The sequence below is a fragment of the Thalassospira australica genome (assembly GCF_044790785.1).
In the GTDB taxonomy this organism is placed as follows: domain Bacteria; phylum Pseudomonadota; class Alphaproteobacteria; order Rhodospirillales; family Thalassospiraceae; genus Thalassospira; species Thalassospira australica_A.
The window spans coordinates 4,070,881-4,095,006 of record NZ_CP085258.1 but is presented as its reverse complement, the minus strand read 5'-3'; the positions used below and the strand labels follow the sequence as shown (position 1 = coordinate 4,095,006).

The 24,126-nt window shown below is 56.6% G+C and carries 19 protein-coding genes; 14 read left to right on the top strand and 5 right to left on the bottom strand.

What is annotated here, in order from left to right:
• The first annotated feature begins 102 nt into the window (after positions 1-102).
• Positions 103-1,608 (top strand): hypothetical protein, encoded by a 1,506-nt coding sequence (locus LG297_RS19045; RefSeq protein WP_404423091.1) that lies wholly within the window; start codon positions 103-105, stop codon positions 1,606-1,608.
• Between the two features lie 149 nt (positions 1,609-1,757).
• Positions 1,758-3,374, top strand: a complete 1,617-nt coding sequence (locus LG297_RS19040; protein ID WP_404423089.1) for an acyl-CoA synthetase — start codon at positions 1,758-1,760, stop codon at positions 3,372-3,374.
• Between the two features lie 77 nt (positions 3,375-3,451).
• Here LG297_RS19040 and LG297_RS19035 read toward each other — a convergent pair whose 3' ends face one another.
• Both LG297_RS19035 and LG297_RS19030 read right to left on the bottom strand, forming a co-directional pair.
• Positions 3,452-6,010, bottom strand: a complete 2,559-nt coding sequence (locus tag LG297_RS19035) for an ABC transporter permease (RefSeq protein WP_404423087.1) — start codon at positions 6,008-6,010, stop codon at positions 3,452-3,454.
• Positions 6,007-6,753, bottom strand: coding sequence for an ABC transporter ATP-binding protein (locus tag LG297_RS19030; RefSeq protein ID WP_404423085.1), 747 nt, complete (start codon positions 6,751-6,753; stop codon positions 6,007-6,009). The genes LG297_RS19035 and LG297_RS19030 overlap by 4 nt, the downstream gene beginning before the upstream one ends.
• A gap of 164 nt (positions 6,754-6,917) precedes the next feature.
• On the opposite strand from LG297_RS19030, the gene LG297_RS19025 reads away from it, so the two are divergent.
• The 6 genes from LG297_RS19025 to thpR all read left to right on the top strand — a co-directional run bounded on the left by LG297_RS19025 (position 6,918) and on the right by thpR (position 13,264).
• A complete protein-coding gene (locus tag LG297_RS19025; RefSeq protein ID WP_404423083.1) occupies positions 6,918-7,652 on the top strand; it encodes an arylesterase in 735 nt (244 codons plus the stop codon).
• A gap of 906 nt (positions 7,653-8,558) precedes the next feature.
• The gene (locus LG297_RS19020; protein WP_404423081.1) at positions 8,559-9,260 is read left to right on the top strand and encodes a J domain-containing protein; all 702 of its coding nucleotides are present in this window, start codon (positions 8,559-8,561) and stop codon (positions 9,258-9,260) included.
• Between the two features lie 176 nt (positions 9,261-9,436).
• Positions 9,437-10,555 carry an FIST C-terminal domain-containing protein gene (locus LG297_RS19015; protein ID WP_404423079.1) on the top strand — a complete coding sequence of 373 codons (1,119 nt, stop codon included), beginning with the start codon at positions 9,437-9,439 and terminating at the stop codon, positions 10,553-10,555.
• Positions 10,556-10,699: 144 nt separating this feature from the next.
• Positions 10,700-11,740, top strand: a complete 1,041-nt coding sequence (locus LG297_RS19010) for an NADP(H)-dependent aldo-keto reductase (RefSeq protein WP_404423077.1) — start codon at positions 10,700-10,702, stop codon at positions 11,738-11,740.
• Positions 11,741-11,790: 50 nt separating this feature from the next.
• Positions 11,791-12,657, top strand: a complete 867-nt coding sequence (locus tag LG297_RS19005) for a pirin family protein (RefSeq protein WP_404423075.1) — start codon at positions 11,791-11,793, stop codon at positions 12,655-12,657.
• A gap of 61 nt (positions 12,658-12,718) precedes the next feature.
• Positions 12,719-13,264 carry an RNA 2',3'-cyclic phosphodiesterase gene (thpR, locus tag LG297_RS19000; RefSeq protein ID WP_404423073.1) on the top strand — a complete coding sequence of 182 codons (546 nt, stop codon included), beginning with the start codon at positions 12,719-12,721 and terminating at the stop codon, positions 13,262-13,264.
• A gap of 359 nt (positions 13,265-13,623) precedes the next feature.
• On the opposite strand, the gene LG297_RS18995 is transcribed toward thpR, so the two are convergent.
• From LG297_RS18995 to LG297_RS18985, 3 genes are all read right to left on the bottom strand, one after another.
• Complete coding sequence (locus tag LG297_RS18995) at positions 13,624-13,794, bottom strand: hypothetical protein (RefSeq protein WP_404423071.1); 171 nt, start codon at positions 13,792-13,794, stop codon at positions 13,624-13,626.
• An 855-nt stretch (positions 13,795-14,649) separates the two neighbouring features.
• Positions 14,650-15,354 (bottom strand): GntR family transcriptional regulator, encoded by a 705-nt coding sequence (locus tag LG297_RS18990; RefSeq protein ID WP_404423069.1) that lies wholly within the window; start codon positions 15,352-15,354, stop codon positions 14,650-14,652.
• The gene (locus LG297_RS18985; protein ID WP_404423067.1) at positions 15,351-16,715 is read right to left on the bottom strand and encodes a formimidoylglutamate deiminase; all 1,365 of its coding nucleotides are present in this window, start codon (positions 16,713-16,715) and stop codon (positions 15,351-15,353) included. Before LG297_RS18985 ends, LG297_RS18990 begins: the two co-directional genes overlap by 4 nt.
• Before the next feature lie 81 nt (positions 16,716-16,796).
• Here LG297_RS18985 and hutI point away from each other — a divergent pair, with 81 nt between their 5' ends.
• From hutI to hutH (LG297_RS18955), 6 genes are all read left to right on the top strand, one after another.
• A complete protein-coding gene (gene hutI, locus LG297_RS18980) occupies positions 16,797-18,023 on the top strand; it encodes an imidazolonepropionase (RefSeq protein ID WP_404423065.1) in 1,227 nt (408 codons plus the stop codon).
• A 56-nt stretch (positions 18,024-18,079) separates the two neighbouring features.
• Complete coding sequence (hutH, locus tag LG297_RS18975) at positions 18,080-19,621, top strand: histidine ammonia-lyase (RefSeq protein ID WP_404423063.1); 1,542 nt, start codon at positions 18,080-18,082, stop codon at positions 19,619-19,621.
• A 195-nt stretch (positions 19,622-19,816) separates the two neighbouring features.
• The gene (locus LG297_RS18970; RefSeq protein ID WP_404423061.1) at positions 19,817-20,851 is read left to right on the top strand and encodes an ABC transporter substrate-binding protein; all 1,035 of its coding nucleotides are present in this window, start codon (positions 19,817-19,819) and stop codon (positions 20,849-20,851) included.
• 101 nt (positions 20,852-20,952) lie between these two features.
• The gene (locus LG297_RS18965) at positions 20,953-21,810 is read left to right on the top strand and encodes an ABC transporter permease (RefSeq protein ID WP_404423059.1); all 858 of its coding nucleotides are present in this window, start codon (positions 20,953-20,955) and stop codon (positions 21,808-21,810) included.
• A complete protein-coding gene (locus LG297_RS18960) occupies positions 21,803-22,627 on the top strand; it encodes a glycine betaine/L-proline ABC transporter ATP-binding protein (protein WP_404423057.1) in 825 nt (274 codons plus the stop codon). The genes LG297_RS18965 and LG297_RS18960 overlap by 8 nt, the downstream gene beginning before the upstream one ends.
• A complete protein-coding gene (hutH, locus tag LG297_RS18955) occupies positions 22,624-24,126 on the top strand; it encodes a histidine ammonia-lyase (RefSeq protein WP_404423055.1) in 1,503 nt (500 codons plus the stop codon). Before LG297_RS18960 ends, hutH (LG297_RS18955) begins: the two co-directional genes overlap by 4 nt.

The following is a 24,126-nucleotide window of genomic DNA, read 5'->3' as shown; positions in this document are numbered from 1 at the left end:
ACAGCTAGGCGACGCGACTTTTTGGCCGTTTCGGCCTATAATCGCGTATCAGGTTTCATGAACCGCGCTGCTGGGGCTGGTTTGACGGCGGATTGACCGGACATGGCGAAAAAGTTTTTCGATAACAAATACATGCCAAATATCGGGCGGCTCGTTCTTGCGCTGCTGATCGTATGTATCGTTTTGCTGGCTGCCTTGTCTGCGGCGTCGGCACAGAATCCGAATTTTGTCGCCTCAAAAAAGGTGGACGAGATACCTGTTTTCGATGCCGTTTACCCGGAAGATGAATTTTGTACGACAGCGGGCGTTGGCGGGCTTTGCGCGGCCCCACCGGTCGATGTGCCCGAATTCGATGCCAATTTCATCTATCGTTTCGTTGCCTACGAGGCACAGCGTCCCTTTGACCGTTTTTCGTGGCAATCCTTTATCTCGCTGTTCTGGCCAAATGATGCTGCCGGGCTTCCCGTTCCGGCAGGCTACAGCAATCCTGATAACGGTCGTGCTCCTTGGGAAAGCTACGCCACGAAGAGCGACCTTTTTGACGATCTGTCCTTTGCCAATGATCGTTGCCGCACGGGTTTGCCTGCCGGGCATTTGCTGCTTTCGGCCTTCGTTCAGTCGTCGGGCGATATCCTGATCGATCAGGCGGGTAATTTCATTCTCTATGATACGCGGATCAACGATGTTGCCGCCGATTATATCCGCTGGAACGATCTTGATACGATGCAGGGGCGTCTTGCCTTCGCCCAAAGCGGCCAATCGGTCGAATTTCCGATGCTGACCCTGTCGGCGGGCGGAAAGGTTGCCGATAATTCCGAATTGCTCGCCAGTGACAAGACCTGGCTCACGCCCGGTGCGCAACTGACCAAATTCGCATGGCGGATTATGACGGATGCGGCAGATCGGAAACGGTATTACACGCGCCCGGCCCGGATTGCGCTTGCTGCCAGTGATACCTTGGGTGGTACGCCCAAATGCCTTGACGTGACCGTTGGTCTGGTCGGGTTGCATCTTGTTCAGCGGGTCAAAAGCGGCAACGGGGATCGCTGGATCTGGTCAAGTTTCGAGCATGCCGACAATGCGCCGCTGGCCGAAAATGCCCGACGTCCCAACAGCATCATCGCCAACGACCTTTTCCCCGATGGCTGCCTGGCACCGGAAAAGACGGATCGCGATTACATCTTCTATGACGGGGGTGCGGGCGTGGATAAAGCGGATCGTGCGGCAAACGGGATCATCAAGTCCGATCTGCGCTGGGCCGATCAGCCGCCCTATGCCCGCGATCCGGATGGCAATCCCGTGGCTGCACCCGATATTGTGCGGTGCTGGCGGCTGTTTTCCGGCACGGCCGAAGCCAATTTCGTCTGGCAACGCAAACTCGAAGGCAGTGTCTGGCAAAACTATTTCCTGCTCGGGACGCAATGGATCGGCAATGGCGGGGGTGTGCCGTTTGGTATCGGCGAAGTTCCGCGTTTTCTGACCAATACCGCGCTCGAAAGTTTTATCCAGCATCAGACCGATGGCACCTGTCTGGGCTGTCACGCCACGGCCTTTAGCGATGCGGGACAACCGTCCAATTTCACCTTCCTGCTTGATCCTGCCCGCTAGGGACATTGCTGTTCTCGCAGGTCGGGAATATCCCCGATTCCGTTACGACAAAATGGTTCATATTTTCGGGTGCATGTTCTAGCATGTCCCCGACCAAAACGTCGTGAAATCAAAAAATCAAAAAGACGTGGCGGATACAGGGAGGAAACATGCTGCCGATTCGTGCGGATTACGCGTCGGTGCGTTCGGATTTTGTCTGGAACGTACCCACCTATTTCAACATTGGCGTCGATGTTTGCGACAAGTGGGCGGATGATCCGGATCGCCTTGCGCTGATGTATCGCAGGCGCGATGGTTCACGACGCGATTACAGTTTTGCACAGCTCAAACGTCTGTCGAACCGCTTTGCCAATGTCATGCGCCGTCACGGCATTCGTCGCGGGGACCGGGTTGGCATTCTGTTGCCGCAAAGCCCCGAAACAGCGATTGCGCATATTTCGACCTATAAAATGGGCGGTATTGCCGTGCCGCTCTTTACCCTGTTCGGGGTTGATGCTCTTGAATACCGGCTTGGAAACTGTGCCGCAAAGGCTCTGGTCACGGATCGGGAAGGGGCGCGGAAAATTGCCGAAATCCGCGATCTGCTCCCGGCACTTGAATATGTCTATGTGATTGATGGCGCGCCAAATGGCTGTTTTGATTTCAAGGCACTGTCGGCCGAGGCCAGCGACGATTTCGAGCCGGTCAAGACGCGGGCCGATGAACCGGCCCTGATCATTTATACATCCGGCACCACCGGCCAGCCGAAAGGCGCGCTGCATGCCCATCGTGTATTGCTGGGGCATTTGCCCGGTGTGGAAATGTCGCATGACTTCTTCCCGCAGGAGGGCGACGTCATGTGGACCCCGGCGGACTGGGCATGGATCGGCGGGTTGCTTGATGTCCTGCTGCCGGCCTGGCATCACGGCAAGCCGGTCGTCGCACACCGCTTTGAAAAATTCAGTGCCGAGGCCGCCTTTGGCCTGATTGCCGAATATGGCGTGCGCAATATCTTCCTGCCGCCCACCGCGCTTAAAATGATGCGTTCTGCCGGCGACGATATGGCGGCAAAGTTCAAATGCAATATCCGCTCAATCGCAAGCGGCGGGGAAACTTTGGGTGCAGAACTTCTTGATTGGGGCCGTCGCGTGTTTGGCGTCACCATCAACGAATTTTATGGTCAGACCGAATGCAACATGGTGGTCAGTTCCTGCCAGTCGATCATGTTCCCCAAGCCCGGCGTCATGGGCCGTGCGGTGCCGGGGCACGACGTTGCGGTGATCGATATGGCGGCGAATGTTCTGCCCGCTGGGGAAATGGGCCGGATTGCCGTTCGCGCGCCCGATCCGGTGATGTTTCTGGAATATTGGCGCAACCCCGAAGCCACCCGCGATAAATTCATCGGGGAATGGCTTCTGACCGGCGATATGGGCCAGCTTGACGAGGATGGCTATATCCGTTTTGTCGGCCGCGATGACGATCTGATCAGTTCGGCAGGCTACCGTATCGGCCCGGGCGAGATCGAGGATTGCCTGATCGGCCATCCTGCCGTGCGTATGGCCGGTGTGATCGGCAAGCCCGACGACCAACGCGGACAGATCGTCAAGGCCTTCGTCGTGCTGGCCGATGGCTTTGCCCAAAGTCCGGAGCTTGAGGCCGATATCCGCGATTTCGTCAAAACCCGTCTGGCAGCACACGAATATCCGCGCGAAATCGCCTTCATGGACCAATTGCCGATGACGACAACCGGCAAGGTCGTCCGTCGCGCCCTTCGCGATCTGGCATAATTCCAGCCGATACCAGATCAAAATGAAAAGGGCCGGTCTGTGATGGACCGGCCCTTTTCGGTGTTATGTACGGCGCGCTATTCGTTACGCAAAAGCGGTGCCGCCGGGCTGCGCAATGCCTGCCACGTCCCGATGAAGCCCGCCGACAGGGTCGCCAGCAGACCAATCGCAATCGGACCAAAGATCGTCATCGGAAGAAGCGTCCAGCTCGCTTCCATGATCAGCACCAGAACCGACCACGCCGCAAGACTGCCAAACAGGGCGGCAATCACCCCGGTCGCAAGCCCCAAAATCCCGTATTCCAGCGCATAGGCATAAAGGATATTGCCGCGTGTCGCGCCCAGCGTCTTGAGAACGACCGCATCATAAATCCGTTTGCGCCGTCCCGCCGCAACCGCCCCGGCAAGAACCAGAACACCGGCGACAATCGCAATCGAACTGGTCGCGTTAAGCGCCGTTCCGATCCCGGCCAGAATGGCATTGGCAGCCTCAAGCGCCTCGCGCACCCGGATCGCCGAGACATTGGGGAAATCCATGCCGATCATGCGATCAACCGGTTCTTCCATTTCGCGCGGCATATGCGCGGTCGCAATCAGGCTATAGGGCGCCTTGTCGATCAGGCCCGGCGAAAACACCATCGCGAAATTCATCCGAAGGCTTTGCCATTCGATTTCGCGCCAGTTGGCAATCTCGGCGGTGATATCCCGGCCCAGCACATTGACGGTCAATGTATCGCCCGGCTCCAATGCGAATGCCTCGCCAATATCGCGCGAGATGGAAACAAGCGGCTTGGCGGCATCGTCATAATCAGCCGGCCACCATTCCCCGCGCACGATCTGGGTTTCGGGCGGCGGACTGGCCGCAAAGGTCAGGCCACGGTCACCGCGCAGGAACCATCGATCATCCCCCGGACCGACATCATTGGCATCAACCCCGTCAATCGCAACCACACGGCCACGCAGCATCGGTGTTTGTTCGATATCCGAAACGTTATCTTTTTCAAGAAGTTGCGTTTTGAACTGATCCATCTGATCAGGCTGGATATCCAGGAAGAAAAAGGCCGGGGCAGAGTCCGGCAAATTCTCGTTGATCTCGTGATCAAGGTTGCCCTCGATCCCCGAAATCGTCACCAGCAGCGTCAGACCAAGACCAAGCGACAGCGCGACCGGCACCGTGCTGGCACCCGGCCGGTGCAGGTTCGCCAGTGCCAGTCGGCTAAAGGCATTCCGGCCACCCGTCATCCGTTTTGAAAGCGATACAATTGCCTTGCCCGCCGCGGCAAAAACCGCAATCGCCAGAAGCGACCCGGCGATAAAGCCAAGCGCGATCTCCCGATCCGTTGCGGTAAACACGGTCAACAACAGCAACAGGATAAGCGGAATACCGACATAAGGCAGGTCGCGTTTGCGAAGCGCACTGCCATTCATCAGTCCCGCACTGGCCCGGAAAAGCCGGGCTGCCGGAATTTCACGCGCACGCAAAAGCGACGGCATGGCAAAGACCAGCGTGGTCAGAACACCAAATGCCGTCGCAATCAGAAGCGACGGCAATGCCGGGCCCAATGTCACATCAATCGGCAAACGCCCCGCCAGCGCCGGTGCAATGATCGCCGGTGTCACCGCCCCGATCAGAAGCCCGATGCCGATCCCGACAAGCGACAGCATCAGGATTTGCAGGAAGTAAATCCGCAATACCAGCCCGTGCGATGCCCCGATGGATTTAAGCGTCGCGATAACGGATGTTTTGCTTTCGATATGGCTGCGCACCGCATTGGCAACGCCAATCCCGCCGACCAGCAATGCCGAAAGCCCCACCAGCGTCAGAAACAGGGTCAGCCGTTCAATAAACCGCCGCAGGCCCGGATTGGCATCCGATACATCGCGCACGCGCCACCCGGCATCTTCAAACTGCGCGTCAAGCCGTTCGCGAAACACCTTTGGCGTTTCCGCATCATTCAAATCCAAAGCGTAATAATAATTGATCAGGCTGCCGGGCTGCACCAGCCCGGTATCGGCAAGGGCATCCATCGACACCATCAAACGCGGGCCGAAATTGAAAAAGCCGACGGCCTTGTCGGGTTCGGTCGCGATCACGCCGCGCACCTGAATATTGATATCGCCAAGGCGCACCGTATCACCGACAGTAATCTTCAGCCGTTCCAGAAGCCCGGCCTCGGCCACCCCGCCCCAGACACCATCCGTTTTGGCAAGTGCGCCGTCAAACGCGATACCATCGGCAAGTTCCATCTCGCCAAACAGCGGATAGACATCATCAACCGCCTTAAGCTCGACCAGCCTGCGCTGTTCCGGGCCATAGGCGGTGGCACGCATGGTCGCAAGCTCGCCCATGCGTTCGGTATTTTCCGAAAGCCAGGTCTGCTGCTCCTCGGTTGCGGGCATATGCACAAGCCGAAGCTCGACATCCCCGCCCAGAAGGGCCCGGCCATCGCGCTCAAGCGCATTTAAAATGGATTCCGAAACGTTTCCGACCGCGGCGATCGATCCGACACCAAGCGCAAGACAGGCCAGAAAAATGCGAAAGCCCGAAAATCCGCCGCGCAATTCGCGACGGCAAACCCGCCAGGCAATCGACCACAGCTTTTCCGCCCCGTTGGTGGATTGGGAAATACTGCTCATATGCTGGCATCCTGTTGCGTGACGATTTCCCCGTCGCGCAGCATGATCGACCGGTCGCACCGCGATGCCAGCCCCGGATCATGCGTAATCAGAAGCAATGTCGACCCCTTGCGCTTCGCCAGATCAAACAGCAATTCGATAATCGTTTCGCCGGTGGCCCCGTCAAGGTTGCCGGTCGGCTCGTCCGCCAGAAGCAGTTCCGGATCAGTCGCAAGCGCACGCGCCAGTGCCACGCGCTGCTGTTCGCCGCCGCTAAGCTGGCCCGGATAATGTCCGATGCGATGGCCAAGTCCGACGGCAATCAATTCCGCCTCGGCGCGTTCAAACGCGTCCTTGCGCCCGGCAAACTCCATCGGCAATGCCACGTTTTCAAGCGCGGTCATGGTCGGGACAAGGTGGAAATCCTGAAACACGATACCGACATGATGGCGGCGATAAAGGGCCAGACCATCTTCATCAAGCTTGCGTAAATCCTCGCCACAGATATTGATGGTGCCTTCCTGCGCCTGCTCCAGCCCGGCAATGACCATCAAAAGCGACGTTTTGCCCGATCCGGACGGCCCGACAAGACTGACACGTTCGCCGGCATCAATCTGAATATCGACCCCTTTCAGGATATCGACGATCCCCGCCGGTCCCTTAAGGCTCAGCTTAAGCCCGGAAACATCGACGGTACGCTGGCGTGTGGCCCCGGTTGTGACCGTGGTTTCATCCGCGATAGTGGCAGTTTCGGTAACACTCATTACAGGTCCAATCGGGCTAAAGCATTGCAAGGTTAAGGAAACGGGTTAAATAACTGTACGGAATTTAGGGTCAGACTGGTTTATCTCACGGTAACCAATAGGTAACCAACAGGTAAACAGGGGGTAACCGATTGTGCAAGATGACAAAACATAGGGTGAGATTTGTGGCATATACGCTGTTCGGGCAAGACCCGGCTGTTAACCAGTTCACTTGCCGGGAAAAGCCCGGTCTGTTTCGGCGTCTGTTCCGCCCGGCGGGTTTGGCCTTTGGCATTCTGATCGGCGCGATGAGCCTGTTTGGCATCCACGATGCCCAGGCGGCCGACAGCGCTGCCGACAATGCCCCGCAAACCCTGATGCTCTATGGCGACAGCCTGATGGCGGGGTATGGCCTGTCGCACGAGGAGGGCTTTGCCCCTAGGCTTGAAGCCGCCCTTCGCGATGCCGGGCATAATGTCAAGGTTATCAACAGTTCGGTTTCCGGCGATACCACTGCGGCGGGGCTCGCCCGCCTTGACTGGGCGCTGGTCGATCAACCCGATATGGTGTTGCTGGAACTGGGTGCCAATGATGCGCTGCGCGGGGTCGAACCGGCCCGGACCCGCGAAAATCTTGATGCCATCATCGGCAAACTGCGTGATCGCGATGTTGCCGTTCTGCTGGCCGGGATGATGGCGCCGCCCAATATGGGCAAGGAATACGGGGCTGAATTCAATGAAATCTACCCCGAACTGGCGGCAGAATACCAGTTGGCTTTCTATCCCTTCTTCCTTGATGGGGTCGCCGCCGATTCCAGCCTTAACCAGGATGACGGCATCCATCCCAATGCCGACGGGGTCAAGCTGATCGTTGAACGCATCCTGCCCAAGGTGATTGACGTGCTGGAAGCCGATTCCTGATTTCCCGGATCATCTGACGACCCAAAGTCTGTGACACCCGTCACAGCCTTTGTCTTTTTTGGGCGGATTCCCAAAAAAACTGTTCAATAACAATATGGTAAATGACGCCAAAACGCGCCCGGACGGTTGTGAAACCGCCTCGCAGGCACGGTAATTTCGCCGAAATCCGGCTAAAAAACTACATTCGTAGATAGAATTAGGAAACAAACCGAAACGATACTGTCGCCACAGGAGCAATCCATCGGGCGGGAAATGAAAAGTCCAATATAATCCAATTAAATCAATTGATTGATCTGTTCCGGATAAGAATTTCAAACCATCTAAACTGGCCCGAAAACCGGCAAAAATCGCTCAAAACACCTGATCAGGTGTGAAATTAACATACCATTTACTTTCGGTTATGTTTCGAATATTGCCATCTGCAACTGCATTTGTAGGTAATCGTATTTCAGGTGATCCTGACTCAGAAGACAAATACACCTGCCGGATAAAAATGCCGGAATTTAACCCGAATGCAGTTCGTCCCCGGAACCTCAGAATAATCTTTTTATAACAATGAATTAGATGGGAATTTCTGCGCGCGCCCATATTCGGAAACGCGCCGCGGACTTTTGCTGTTACAACCGCAAGGATACGACAGGCGAATTGCCGTCAAAACGTGAAAATATCTTTTATTATCAAATATTTGGGTCGATATTTTTCCTCAGAATACCGAACGGAATTCGTCAGTTTTGCCTGTGAATGAATCGGAAGCGATTCGATTTTGCCTACAAACGCAGTTGCAGCCCGAGTCCCTGATCGCTACACTTTGCCTCAACAGGCCGTTTCACGAATGGCGATATCTGAAATCATGATCTAACAGACTGATTTTACAGCTAAAGATATGGCAGGGGACGACAAGGGGCGATGGCAACACAATCGGTCAAACAATCCTATACCATTCCGTGTTCATCGGTTTTTCGTGATGCCGTCCTGGCGCTGGCGACCAAACGCGGCGTGAATGCCGCCGATCTGGCGCGGTCCGTCATGCTGATCGTGCCCGAAGGCGCGATTGAGGATTATGACGATCCGGGCGATCCGCCCCCCGGTGACCGTGAAACCATCGTCCTGAAATCCGGCCCCGCCGAAGGCCGCCCCTGGCGGCGCAAACCAAGGCTGCAATTGCGTTTGCCACCGGGGCATTCGATCATTGCCGTGCGCAAGGCGCTCAATATGGCGCTGCATTTTGACAAGGGCGAGGTCAAGATGCGCGTCGAAAAGGCCGATATTCTTGCTGCCGAACGCAAGGCGCTTGAAGAAGCCCATGCCATGAAAAAGCGGCAGCACGAGCCGCCGGTCGAACTTCTGCAATCGCGCGAGGAACTGGAACGTCTGCGCGCCATTGTCGACAATCTGGCGTTCGAACCGCTTGATCGCGGGGTCACGACCTATAACGAAGCCCTGCATGTCATGGGTTTCGCCCCCAATGCCCGCCCCGATATAAAATCGATCCGCGCCAAATACCGGGTGCTGGCGGCCATTCACCACCCCGACAGCAATTATGGATCGCATCAGCGCATGACGCAGCTCAATGCGGCGATGGATCTGTTGCGTCGACATATTGCCTGACGTTGGGACACAGGGGAGCACGGGCTTTGCCAGGGCGGGAATGAAATCTTTGTTCGCCCATTGTGAATGGCCCCCCCGAATGCTTAGATAGTGCTTGGATAATGTTCGGATAACGACAAGACCAAGAAAACGGACCGCCAGATCATCAGGCAGGTTTTCAAAAAGCGGGAGAATGCATGACGGCTGAATTTCATGCGGCACATGCCAGCGGGGAAAATTGGGCAGCAGTCGCCACCGAACTGGCCGATCAATTGCAAACACAGCCACTGCCGCAACAGGCACTGGCTTTTTTATATGTGTCCGAGGCACTGGCCGCCGATCTTGGCAGCATTCTGACTTTCCTGCGCTCCCGCCTGTCACTTGAACACTGGGTCGGCACTGTCGGGATTGGTGTGTGCGGATCGGGCCGGGCCTATTTCGGGGTTCCGGCGGCATCCGTGATGGTGGCACCGATTGACCCGGATGATTTTCATATTTTCGCCCCGCTCAAAACCGATACCGATCTTGATGCACCGGAATTGCAGCGTGCGATTGATCGTCTCCAGCCGCTCTTTGGTCTCGTTCATGGCGATCCCTCTGCCCCCGAAAGCCTTGGTACGCTCTCGGAACTCGCGCGCATGGGATCGACCTATCTGGTTGGCGGTATTGCATCGGGCGAACGTGGCGCGCCGCAAATTGCCGACAGGGTCGTCAATGGCGGTTTGTCGGGTGTTCTGTTCACGGGCAAGACAATGGTCCAGGTCGGCATCAGTCAGGCCTGCACGCCGGTCGGGCCGGTCCATCGCGTGACCGAGGGACGCGAAGGCATTATCTCGACCCTCGATGACCGTCCGGCACTTGAAGTCTTCAAATCGGAAATGGAAGCCGACGGCAGCGAACATTCCATCGCCTCGGGCCGCTATCACGTCGCCCTGATGGTGCCGGGATCCGATACCGGCGATTTTGTTGTCCGTAACCTGATGGGCGTCGATCCGCACAACAACCTGATGGCCATCAGCGGCGATGTCCAGGTCGGTGACACCATCCGTTTTGTCCGGCGTGACGGTGTTGCCGCCGAACAGGATTTGCGCCGCATGCTGGCTGATTTGCAAAAACGCCTGCCGGGCAAACCGCGCGGCGCGCTGTATTGCAGTTGTGTCGCCCGCGGGCCGCATCTGTTTGGCACCGAAAACCGCGAAATGATGATCATCCGCGATGAAATCGGTGATCTGCCGCTCACCGGATTTTACGGCAGTGGCGAGGTCTGCAATGATCGCTTTTACAGCTATACCGGGGTTCTGACCCTGTTTATCTAGGGTTCAATCGGTCGAAAATTCATTGCAATTCCATGATGTTGCAAGAAAATTTGCCACAAAAGCTTTCATCACTCCGCGACCGGGATATATTCATACCATTGAAAATAAAATGCGCCCAATCAGGGCGTAAAAGGGGATTGATCTATGGAATATCGTCGATTGGGACGAACTGACATCAATGTCAGTGTGATATGTCTTGGCACCATGACCTGGGGCCAGCAGAACAGCCAGGACGAAGCTTTCGAACAGCTTGACTACGCCACCGCCAATGAAATCAATTTCATTGATACCGCCGAAATGTATCCGGTTCCGGCGATGGAAGAAACCTTCACCAGAACCGAAACCATCATCGGCAACTGGCTGGAAAAACGGGGCCGTCGCGATGATCTGGTGATCGCCACCAAGATTGTCGGTCCGGCCGAACGTTTTCCCTATGTCCGGGGTGGCCCGCGCCTGACCCGCGCACAGATCAACGAGGCGATTGACGGTTCCCTCACGCGCCTTAAAACCGACTATGTCGATATCTATCAGCTCCATTGGCCGGACCGGAATTCCAACTTCTTTGGCAAGCTCGGTTACGTCCATGACGCGAACGAGGAATTCACCCCGATCGAGGAAACCCTCGAAGCCCTGCACGATCTGGTGCAGGCGGGCAAAATCCGTCATATTGGCCTGTCGAACGAAACCCCGTGGGGCTTGATGAAGTTCCTTGAACTGGCCGAGAAAAAAGGCTGGCCGCGCGTGGTTTCGGTGCAGAACCCCTACGGGCTTTTGAACCGCACCTACGAAGTCGGTCTGGCGGAATGCTCGATCCGCGAAGATGCCGGTCTTCTGGCGTATTCGCCGTTGGGCGGTGGCGCATTGTCGGGCAAATATATCGGTGGTGCCCGTCCGGAAGGCGCACGGACAACCATCTGGCCGCAATATTTCGGTCGCTACCTGACGGAAAATGGCATCAAGGCGACCGAGGCCTATGTCAAACTCGCCAAGGATAACGGCCTTGATCCGGCACAGATGGCGCTGGCTTATGTCAATACCCGCCCGTTCCTGACCGCCAACATCATCGGCGCGACCAGCATGGAACAGCTCAAATCCAATATCGGCTCTGCCTATATTGAACTGTCCGACGACGTTCTGGCCGAGATCGAGAAAATCCAGACCACCTGGCCGAACCCTTGCCCGTAAGGCAGAAAGAAACCAGATTAGTCTGACAAACATTTAGAAGGAGGCGGCGCATGTCTATACTGATTTCCGGCAAGGAAGCCAATCTTGGTCCCCTGTCCGTGCGCCGCGTCCTGCCGCATCGGGATGTCCGGTCTGTCGGCCCGTTTGTGTTCTTTGATCGCATGGGACCGGCATCGTTCGAGCCGGGGCAGGGGGTTGACGTTGCCCCGCATCCCCATATCGGGCTTGCCACCGTCACCTATCTTTTCGAAGGGGCGGTCCGCCATCACGACAGCCTTGGCAGTTTGCTCGAAATCCAGCCGGGCGATCTCAACTGGATGAGTGCCGGGCGCGGCATCACCCATTCCGAACGCGAAACCGATGCGGTGCGCAACAGCCATCATAAACTCGATGGCCTGCAATTATGGGCGGCCCTGCCCGAGGACGAAGAAGAATCCGATCCGGAATTTTTCCATATCGCCAAGGACGACCTGCCGATTATCGAAGATGCCGGTTTGCATATGCGTCTGATCGCGGGCGAGGCATTTGGCAAAACCGCCCCGGTTCCGGTCAAGTCCAAGCTGTTTTATCTTGATGTCCACATGGATGCCGGCGCGCAGCTTCTGCTGCCCGGTGAAAATCAGGAAGCCGCCCTTTATGTCGTTTCCGGTAGCCTGCGCATTGACGGCGATTTGTATGAGCCGGAAAACTTCATCTATATCGCGCCGGAAGAAATTCCCGATATCGTCGCCCAATCCGATTGCCGCGTGATGCTGCTCGGCGGATTGCCGGTCGGCTATCGCCATATCTGGTGGAACTTCGTTTCCAGTTCCAAGGAACGGATCGATAAGGCCAAGGCCGACTGGGCTTCGGGCCGCTTCCCGCAAATCCCGGGCGAGGACGACATCATCCCGCTTCCGGGCCGTTCGACCGGATAAATACCGGGCGGTCGTCCACTCAACTCCCCATCTGCCAGATTGTCGTGCGTGAGTTCCGAATATGCGTTTGTTTGTTGGCGTCGAAATACCGGCTGATATTGCCGACGACCTTTACCCGTTGGCGCGCGGGATCAAGGGGCTCGATGCCCAGACCCCGGAAAACATGCACATCACGCTGAAATTCATCGGCAATGTCGACCCCGGTCTGGCCCGTGAAATCGACGCGGCCCTGTCCGAACTCCCGTTCGAACCGTTCGATCTTCGCGTGCAGGGCCTTGGCATCTTCGCCTCCGCCCGCAAACTGCGCATTTTCTGGGCCGGTGTCGCCGATCAACCCGCCCTGCACACCCTTGCAAACCGCGTGGAAAAGGCATTGCTGCGGCTCGAAGAATGCCCGGACATGGACATGCGCAAATTCACCCCGCATATCACTTTGGGCCGCAACCGCGACGCGGCCCGTGCCACCGTCGAACAGGCCGTTGCCGACAATATCGACCTGACATCGCGCAGCTTCACCGTTGATCGTTTCTGCCTTTACGAAAGCCACTCAACCGCCGACGGCCCGGAATTCCGGGTGGTGGCGGCCTATGACGGATCAAACGGGTAATGCGTCTGTTGGGATAGGTTTTCTTGGTGACAATCCGTTGCTCTTCATCATGGCTCCAGATCGCATCGCATTCATCGTAAAGCTTGAGAATTTTTCCTGTCTTCTTCACGCGAACCAGAAACACGTGCCCTAGCCATTACACATAGGACATTCGAGCATATTCACCCTTACTTTACCGGATATGCAGTTGTTATGTTGAGTGTCAGTTCGCCAGTCTTTTTATTCACCCCGACAACTACTCTGACAGTCGATTCACCATCCGTACCAATGATACGCCCCATCGGAACATCGAATGCTCTGGGATCGTTAGGAATTAAATAAAGAGTGGACTGTCCCTTTTGTTTTCTCAGATGAAGTTGTCATGGTCCTGTAATGAAATCTACTTCATCCCACGCTTTGGTAATTCCTTGTGATTCCATATACGTCTCGAAATCAAAGAATGTTTTTTTATCTATGGGGTCATCTTTCTTCCAAGTAGCATCACACTCATCACATAACTTCAACATCTCACCGGTTTTTTTTACTTTCACAAGAAATACATCACCTTGTCCATCACATCTTGGGCATTGCATAGTACACCTCACTATTTTACGTATGGATACGCAGATATCAAAAAAGGGGACTCTCCCCTTTTTCAAAAACGCCATCCTCGGCACTGACACCCCTGCCGGGTTGCACTGCTTCTTCCAGACCAATGACCACAGAATCCTAACAGCCACAACGGCAGAGTACCCACCCCCAAGCCGGACGTCGTGCAGCCGAGGAAGCCCAAACAAACTCCGGGTTCCACCAATCTCGCCAACCGACAGCCATCGGGCCCTCGCCAGACTCGCCCTCAGTTGGCCCACGACCTCGCTCCCGTCCGGCAATGGCATGACCTCCAGCGCCCGGACACACCTCGGGCCTCCGTCATTTTCACCAACAGACGGTCTTCGGGCGCACTGCCCCCCCAACCTGTCCACCACCGACGGGCCACAATCCATTGCTGCTACTGCCGCCACTGCTGCCATTTCTGCCCCATCCGGCAAATCCGGGGTCCGTTCCCCGATAAGACGCACCTCTCCCGTCATGACAAATAAGGGTGTTCAAAGCGTATTAGAACCGGCGCGGAACGCCGCCGTAATGGCTCCGCCATCCGCCGACGCATATCCTGCGGACTGCCCCGCCGCCCTGCCTCAATCTTTGCCGCTGCATCCTGATCACCTCTTTGATCCGACCCCAAACGCAAAAACCCGCGAGGCACAAGGCCTTGCGGGTTTCAGTCCGGGTGCATTTCTCCCGTTGACTTGACTCTTATGACACAATTAAAAGAACAAATCAAGAACTTTTTGGGAAATCTGAAAAAAGAGCAGATATGCGCATAAGCCAAAGGCTCTTCGGAAGGTCTAAAGTGCCGTATGCATCCGATATCCAGGCGCGAATAACAGCCGGGCCGAGGTAATGCCCTGTTCCCCTTCCCAGGTCGTGCGCTCGATCAGGAATAATGGTTCATTCTTTTGCGTGCGCAGGATTTCGGCTTCGTTTTCGGAAGCCAGCACGGCGGAAAATGAAATGTCGCCCTTGGTGTAGGGGGCATGAAGGACCAGCCATTCATTGGCACTGATTTTCGAGAGGTCAGCATCAACAATCTCCGGGGTGGCGGCGACCGAAACCCAGCGTTCTTCGAACATATAGGGCTTGCCATCGGCCAGATGGAGCGAGGTGATATGCAGCATGTCGCTATCAGATGTGACGCCCAGATTGGCGCAGATTTCCGGCGGCGGGCTGCGGCGTTCGCTTAGCAGCAGGCCATAGGTATATTTCTGGCCGCGGCCCTCGATCTCCAGCCGTATGACAGGGATGTCAAGCCGCGCGCGTCGCACCGGATGGGTTGCGACCCGGGTTCCGGCCTTGCGGCGGCGATCAAGGAAGCCCTCGGCGGCAAGTTCGCGAAGCGCCCGGTTGACGGTCGCCCGTGCGCAGCCCAGTTCCTCGGCCAGCTCGACTTCCTTGGGGATCTGGTCGCCCGGCTTCCATTCACGGGTGTGAATGCGGCGCAGGACCTCGTCATGGACCGATTGCCAGTTTGTCAGTTCCGTGGTGGTGCTCACACCGCTTCCTTGAGTTGTTCCATCACCTTGCGATACCGGCCCGTGATCGTATCATGTGCGATATGGCGGCCTTCGGTCACGACATGGCGACCGGCCGACCAGACATCACGCACCATGCGATCATCTCCGGCAAAGACATATGTATCGAGGATCGTATCGCCTGTCCGACCGATAAGGTCAACTGCCGCGCCATCAAGCGCCATCAGATCGGCCAGTGCGCCGACCTCGATCCGGCCGGCATCGCGGCCTGCGGCCTGTGCGCCGCCTTTGGCAACCGCATCGAACAACCGGCGGGCGGTGGATTTTTCCGGGGTGGCAAGGGCGGCACGCGATTTGTCGCGCAGACGCTGGCTGTATTCCAGCGTGCGGATCTCTTCGGAAAGTGAAATGCGAATGTTGGAATCCGATCCGACACCGATATTTCCACCCGCATTCAGATAGCGAACACCATCAAAGATACCATCGCCAAGGCTGCTTTCGGTGATCGGGCAAAGCCCGGCAACAGCCCCGGTTCTAGCAAGGCCAAGCGTTTCGTGTTCCTGCATTTGCGTGCAATGGATCAGGCACCAGTTTTCATCGACATCGGCATTTTCAAGCAGCCATTCGACCGGGCGCTTGCCCCAGGATGCCTCGACTTCCTCCACCTCGGCGACCTGTTCGGCCAGATGCATGTGAACCGGGCCATCCTTTGACAGGCGGGTTGTGGCAATCAGATCCTCCCGCCCCACGGCGCGCAGCGAATGGGGGGCAACCCCCATGCGAGTATCGGACGGCAGGGATTTTAACGCCTTTTCGCTTTCCTCATACAGTTTGGCAAAGCGTTCCGGATCATTGCCAAACCGGATTTGCCCCGCGCCAAGCGGGCGTTTGTCGCAACCGCCGAACTGGTAATGCACCGGCAGAAGCGTCAGGCCGATGCCGGTGATATTTGCTGCGGCGGCGATGCGTTCGGCCATCTCGGCGATATTGTCATAGGGAACGCCGCCCGGTTGATGGTGCAGGTAATGGAACTCGGTATTGTTGGCGTAACCGGCTTCGAGCATTTCCATTTGCACAAAGGCCGCAATGTCCTGCACGTGATCCGGGGTGAGCTGATCCAGGAAGCGGAACATCAATTGCCGCCATGTCCAGAAGGTATCACGGGGATCGGGGCCGCGTTTTTCGGTCAATCCGGCCATCGAACGCTGGAACGCGTGGCTGTGCAGGTTTGATATCGCGGGCAAAAGCGTGCCAACACGGTTTCCAGTAGCAGGGGAATCGGCCTGAACCCTAGTGATTCTGCCGCTTTCATCGATCTCGATCTGAACGTTTTGTTTCCAGCCCGAAGCCGTAAGTGCCTGATTTGCCCAAAGAACCGTCATTGCCTATACCCGTCTTGACAGTGATATTATGTACGTACATATTATATTTAATAACAGACTTATCAAGGGGTGATGCTTCTCATGCTTCTGGGAAATGCGAAAATCGTCACGATCGATAAAGCACCGGGCGAGAGCCGGTATTCCTATTGTATGAGGAATAGCGGTGCCGTCGCGATCAAGGGCGAAAAGATCGTCTGGGTCGGCGATGCCGATGCCATCCCCGAAGACTATAAAGACAGCAAAAAATTCCCCTATCGCGATCTTGAAGGCCGTCTGATCACCCCGGCCCTGATCGATTGCCATACCCATGTTGTGCATGGCGGCAACCGGGCGGTTGAGTTCGAGATGCGTCTGCAAGGGGCAAGTTACGAGGAAATCGCCCGCGCGGGTGGTGGTATTGTATCAACCGTAAGCGCAACGCGCGCCGCCAGTGTTGACGAATTGCTCGCCAGCGCCTTGCCCCGTGTCGATGCCTTGCTGGCCGAGGGTGTCGCAGTGATCGAGGTCAAATCCGGTTACGGGCTGGACCGCGACACGGAACTGAACATGCTGCGCGCCGCACGTGCGATTGAAAAACATCGTGCGGTTCGCATCAAAACCACCTTCCTTGGTGCCCATGCCACCCCGGCGGAATTCAAGGGTGAACCGGACCGTTATATAGATGAGGTCTGCATCCCGACATTGCGCGCCGCCCATGCCGAAGGGCTGGTCGATGCGGTTGACGGTTTCTGCGAAGGCATCGCGTTCGATACCGCACAGATTGCCCGCGTGTTCGATGTCGCCCGCGCGCTTGGAATCCCCGTCAAACTGCATGCCGAGCAGCTTTCAAATATCGGGGGTACCAAACTGGCGGCAGGTTATGGCGCATTGTCGGTCGATCATGTCGAATATGCTAACGAAGAAGACGCGATGGCGATGGCCAAATCCGGGTCGGTCGCGGTCCTGTTGCCCGGCGCATTTTATACCCTGCATGAAAAACAGTTGCCGCCCGTCGCCGCCTTTCGAAAGCATGGCGTGCCAATGGCGGTTGCAACCGATTGCAATCCGGGCACATCGCCACTGATGTCGATCCTGCTGACGATGAATATGTCCTGCACATTATTCCGCCTGACCCCCGAAGAAGCCTTGGTCGGCGCAACCGCCCATGCCGCCCGTGCACTGGGCCTGTCCGATACCGGGCAGGTTAAGTCGGGCATGCGGGCTGATCTGGCGATCTGGAATGTGTCACACCCGGCAGAACTTTCATACCGCATCGGGTTCAACCCGCTGTTCGAACGTATTTTCGGCGGGGTTCCGGTCGCGCGCTAAGCGTATCGCAACCCTGCCCATGCGCCCCTGTAACCTGTATTCGACAAGGATGCAAAATGACCGTCACCCTGATCCCCGCTTCGGTGAAACTGGCCGATCTTGAACATATCTGGCGCAGTCAGGCAGCCGTGAAGCTGGACCCGTCGGCCAAGGCCGGGGTCGAGGCCGCCCATGCGATGGTCCGTGCGGCTGCCGAAGGCAATGATGCGGTTTATGGGGTCAATACCGGTTTTGGCAAACTGGCGTCGGTCAAGATTGCCGCCAAGGATACCGAAACCCTGCAACGCAACCTGATCCTCAGCCATTGCTGCGGTGTCGGGGATGCGCTTGATATCGCGACCACGCGTTTGATGATGGCGTTGAAATTGCTGTCGCTCGGGCGCGGTGCATCGGGGGTGCGCTGGAACATTATCGACCTGATTGAGGGCATGCTGGAACATGGTGTAACCCCGGTTGTCCCGTCACAAGGCTCGGTTGGGGCGTCGGGCGATTTGGCGCCGCTCGCCCATATGACGGCTGTCATGATCGGGGCTGGCGAGGCGGTCTATCGCGGTGAAACCATGGCCGGTGCGGATGCCCTCGCCAAAGCTGGTCTGACGCCCGTGGTCCTTGGCCCGAAAGAGGGGCTTGCCCTGATTAACGGCACACAGTTTTCAACCGCATGTGCATTGGTCGGCCTGTTTTCAGCCTGGCGCAACGCGGCCAGTTCGATTGTGACCGCCTCGCTGTCGACCGATGCGATCATGGGATCAACCGCCCCGCTGGTTGATGAAATCCATACGCTGCGCGGTCATCCGGGGCAGATCAATGTGGCGCGCGCGATGCGCGCATTGATGGACGGATCGGAAATCCGCGAAAGCCATCGCGAGGGCGATACCCGTGTTCAGGACCCCTATTGCATTCGCTGCCAGCCGCAGGTGACCGGGGCAGCAATGGATTTGCTGCGCTTCGCCGGACAGACACTGGAGATCGAGGCCAATGCGGTCACCGATAATCCGCTGGTCCTCAAAGAAGACGGTCGCATTGTGTCGGGCGGGAATTTCCATGCCGAACCGGTGGCCTTTGCCGCCGATCAGATTGCCCTTGCCGTTGCCGAGATCGGGGCGATTGCCCAGCGCCGCGTGGCATTGATGGTTGATCCGACACTTTCACATGATCTGCCGCCGTTCCTGACCCCCGATCCGGGTTTGAATTCCGGCCTGATGATTGCCGAGGTCACGACAGCAGCGCTTATGAGCGAGAACAAGCATCTTGCCAATCCGTGTTCGACCGACAGCACGCCGACCAGCGCCAATCAGGAAGACCATGTGTCGATGGCAGCCCACGGTGCGCGCCGACTGGCACGGATGAATGCCAACCTTTCCTATATTCTGGGGGTTGAACTGATCTGTGCGGCACAGGGCGTTGAATTCCGCCGTCCGCTAAAAACCAGTGCCGGTTTGCAGGATGTTCTGGCGATGGTCCGCAAAGACATTCCAAGCGTCGAGCAGGACCGTTATATGGCCCCGGATCTGGCGAAGGCTGCGGAACTTGTAACCGATGGCAGCCTTGTTTCGGCCGCGAAACTTTCGGGTTTCGTCGTCGGGGGACAGGCGTAAGGGCAGCAAAAAGTTTTCGGATCACCGGTGTACAACCCGATGATCCGGGGAAATCTCCGCAATCGTCAAAAGCGAGGCGGCAAAAGCAAAAAGGGTCGGTGGCAAAAGATCACCACGCAAGGGAAGAAACCGGCTGACCTTCGGGTCTGTCCAAAAAGCAAAAGTGCCGAACGCATTTTGAACAGAGGGGCTACCATGTCATTGAAACACATTAAAACCACGGGCCTTGCTGCAATTGTTGCACTTGGTCTTTCGACGACGGGTGCAAGCGCATCCTATTGCAGTGATGGCAATACCGTGAAATTTGCCGGTATCAGCTGGGAAAGCGGGGCATTCATCACCGAAGTGATAATGAACATCCTTGAGACCGGCTACGATTGCCAGGTGGATTCCATTCCGGGCAATTCGATCACGCTCGAACAGGCGGTTGCCAATAACGACATTCAGATTTTTGCCGAAGAATGGCTTGGCCGCAGCGACATCTGGAACAAGGCCGTTGATCAGGGCAAGGTCGTTGCCATTGGCAAAACCTTTGTCGGTGCCAGCGAAGGCTGGTTCGTACCTGATTATGTGATCAAAGGGGATGAAAAGCGCGGCATCGAGCCGATGGCACCTGACCTTAAAAGTGTGACCCAGCTTTCCGATCCGAAATATGTCGAACTGTTCACCGATCCGGAAGAACCGTCCAAGGGCCGTTTTCTGAATTGCCCGTCCGGCTGGACCTGTGAGGGGATCAGTACCGCAAAGCTCGAAGCCTATCAGCTTGACGATCATTACGTGAACTTCCGCCCGGGTACGGGTACCGCACTCGATGCGGCGATCAAGTCGGCATATCTGCAGGGTGAACCGCTTCTGTTCTATTACTGGTCGCCGACCGCGATGATGGGCAAGTTCAATCTGATCCAGCTTGATGAACCGGCTTATAGCGATGCGTGCTGGGCGGAACTTTCGAAATCCGATGGCAAGCGTGAGGAAGCCTGTGCGTTTCCGAGTGTCGATGTTGCCTATGGCGTGAACAGTACCTTTGCCAAGGAAGCACCGGAAATCGCAGCCGTTCTTGAAAAGGCAACCTTCCCGCTTGAAGACGTCAATGGCAGCCTTGCCTACATGGCTGACAATGAAGTCGATGCCGATGTTGCCGCAAAGGAATTCCTGAAAACCAAGGCGGATGTCTGGGGTGAATGGGTTTCGCCCGAGGCAAAGGCGAAGATCGAAGACAGCCTCAAGTAAGTCTGTCGGACTGCGTTCTCCTGCCGGAATGTCGGCAGGAGAACCGTTTCGCGCCCCAGGGCGCATCCGGTCAAGCAGGCAAGAATAAAGGAAAATCTTCGATGTTTCCCGAGAACCTTCATTATTCCATTCGCGGCCCGGTGAATGATTTCATCGAAACGCTGGTCATCAATTACGGCTGGATATTCAAGGCGATTTCGCATGCGCTTTTGCAATCCGTCCTGTTTATCGAATGGGTCCTGCGCGGCTTGCCGTGGTGGGTTGTTATCGTCCTTTTCATGGCGGGTGCGTGGTATAGCTCGCGGCGCTGGGTTCTGACGGTTGCGGTTGGCGTATTGCTGTTTGTGGTCGGGATACTGGGTCTCTGGGACCTGACGATGCAGACACTGGCATTGATGCTGATGGCGACCATCGTGTCCGTCGTGATCGGGGTGCCATTTGGCATTCTGGCGGCCAAAAGCAGTCTGGTGCGCAGCATCATCCTGCCGATCCTTGATGTCATGCAGACGATGCCAAGCTTTGTGTATCTGATCCCGGCCCTGATGCTGTTTGGTTTGGGCAAGGTTCCGGCCATTCTTGCCACCATTATCTATGCCGTGCCACCGCTGATCCGATTGACCGATCTTGGTATTCGCCAGGTCGACAAGGAAGTTGTCGAAGCCGCAACCGCGTTTGGCGGCAGCCCAAGGCAAATCCTGTTCGGGGTCGAACTTCCGCTGGCGACACCAACCATCATGGCGGGTCTGAACCAGACAATCATGATGGCGCTGTCGATGGTGGTTGTCGCATCGATGATTGGCGCACGCGGGTTGGGCGAACAGGTTTTGAACGGCATTCAGACACTTGATGTCGGCAAGGGACTGGAAGCCGGGATCGGGATTGTCATCCTTGCCGTGTTGCTGGACCGGATTACACAGGGCCTTGGCAAGCCAAAGGCAGGAGGCTCGAGCCATGGGTAAAATCGAAATCCGCAACGTTTTCAAAATCTTTGGCCATCAGGAACAGAACGCGTTGCAGATGGCGCGTGACGGCAAGGACAAGGATGAAATCCTCAATGTGTCGGGATGTTCGGTTGGCCTTAACGACGTCAGCCTGACCATCGAACCGGGCCAGATTTTTGTGATCATGGGCTTGTCAGGTTCGGGGAAGTCGACCCTTGTCCGGCACCTGAACCGGCTGATCGAGCCGACCAGTGGCGAGGTTCTGTTTGATGGTGAAAACATCCTGAATCTGTCGCCGAAGGCATTGCGTTCGTTCCGGACCCATCGTGTCAGCATGGTGTTTCAAAGCTTTGCCCTGATGCCGCACCGAACCGTGATGCAGAACGTGATTTACGGTCAGAAGGTGCGTGGTACATCCAAACAGGAAGCACGTGAAATCGGCCAGAAATGGATCGATGCGGTCAATTTGACGGGATATGAAAACAAGTATCCTCATGAATTGTCCGGCGGGATGCGCCAGCGTGTCGGTTTGGCCCGTGCATTGGCCGCCGATACGGATGTCATCCTGATGGACGAGGCATTCAGTGCCCTTGATCCGTTGATCCGGGCGGAAATGCAGGATCAGCTTTTGCAGCTTCAGACCGAGTTGCACAAAACCATCGTCTTTATCACCCACGATTTGGAAGAGGCGCTTCGGATCGGGTCGGAAATCGCGATCCTGAAGGACGGGCAGCTTGTGCAGGTCGGCAAACCGGCTGAGATCCTGAACAATCCGGCAAACGACTATGTTGCCCGGTTCGTTCAGCGCCGTCAGGTCGGAGTGGAGGCGCAATGACACAGGATGTTGTGCTTTCGTCATCCCTGAATTGGCAGCAGATTGCCGAGGTTGCCAATGGTGCGCGCCTTGCATTGGCACCGGAAGCACGTGACCGGATCGTAAAAGCACGAGAAATTGTTGATGCGCTGGTGGAACGTGGCATCAAGGGATATGGCATCAATACCGGTGTTGGTGCCCTGTGTGACGTGATCATTGATCGGGATCGTCAGCAGGCTTTGTCGCATAACATCCTGATGAGCCATGCCTGCGGGGTTGGTGATCCGCTGGGACAGGTTGAAACCCGTGCGATCATGGCCGCCCAGATCAATAATTTTGCACATGGTGCATCCGGTGTCCGGATCGAGGTGGTCGACGCCCTAGTAGCACTTCTGAATGCCAACTGCATCCCGGTGGTGCCATCGCGTGGATCTGTCGGGTATCTGACCCACGCGGCATCGATCGGGCTGGTTTTGATCGGGCATGGTCATGCCGTGCAGGGTGATGTGCGAATTACCGGTGCAGAAGCCTGCAAACAGATCGGGATCTCTCCGCTGCAACTTGAAGCCAAGGAAGGGCTTAGTCTGGTCAACGGGACACCCTGTGCGACCGGGCTTGCCTGTGTGGCACTTTCGCGGTTGCAGTTGTTAATGGGGTGGGCTGATACGGCGGCAGCACTAAGTGCTGAAAACCTTGGATGCCAGATCACGGCATTTTCCGAAACCGCACTGGGATTGCGGAAGTCGGACGGTTTGCAGAAAGTCGGCAGGATTCTGCGCGATTATCTGGCCAACAGCCCGATGCTGGCGGCAGCGGCAGGCAAACGCACGCAGGACCCACTAAGTGTGCGGGCGGTGCCTCATGTGCATGGGGCGGTGCGTGATCTGTTTGACAATACGGCCGAAACGGTTGAACGCGAGCTGGCAAGTGTGACCGATAACCCGGCCGTTTCGGGTGATGCAAACGCACCCGAAGTCCATTCCGAAGCCCATGCGGTAGGCGCCGCGTTGGGGTTGGTTCTGGACGGGCTGGCGGTGGCGGCAGCCGAACTGGCGGCAATTTCGGAACGCCGGATCGATCGATTGGTCAACCCGATGGTTAGCGGGTTGCCTGCCTTCCTGGTGCCCGAAAGCGGTGTGTGTTCCGGTTACATGATTGCGCAATATACTGCCGTGGCACTGGTTGCGGAAAACCGTCGCCTTGCTGCCCCGGCAAGTCTGGATGGCGGGATCACATCCGCGCTTCAGGAAGATATCCTGACCCATGCCACACCGTCCGCCTGGAAGTTGCTGGGTATCCTCGACAATCTGGAAATGGTTCTGGGGATCGAGCTTCTGGCAGCAGCACAGGCTTATGACCTTCGGGCAGAAGATGTCGCACCCGCAAAACGCACGGGTAAAGTTTACGCTGATATTCGTGCGGTTGTTCCGTCCTATCGCGATGATCGCCCGATGTATGACGATTTCAACGCCATCCGGACTTTTATGAAGACCACTTTCATCAATCAGGAGATCGGTTGA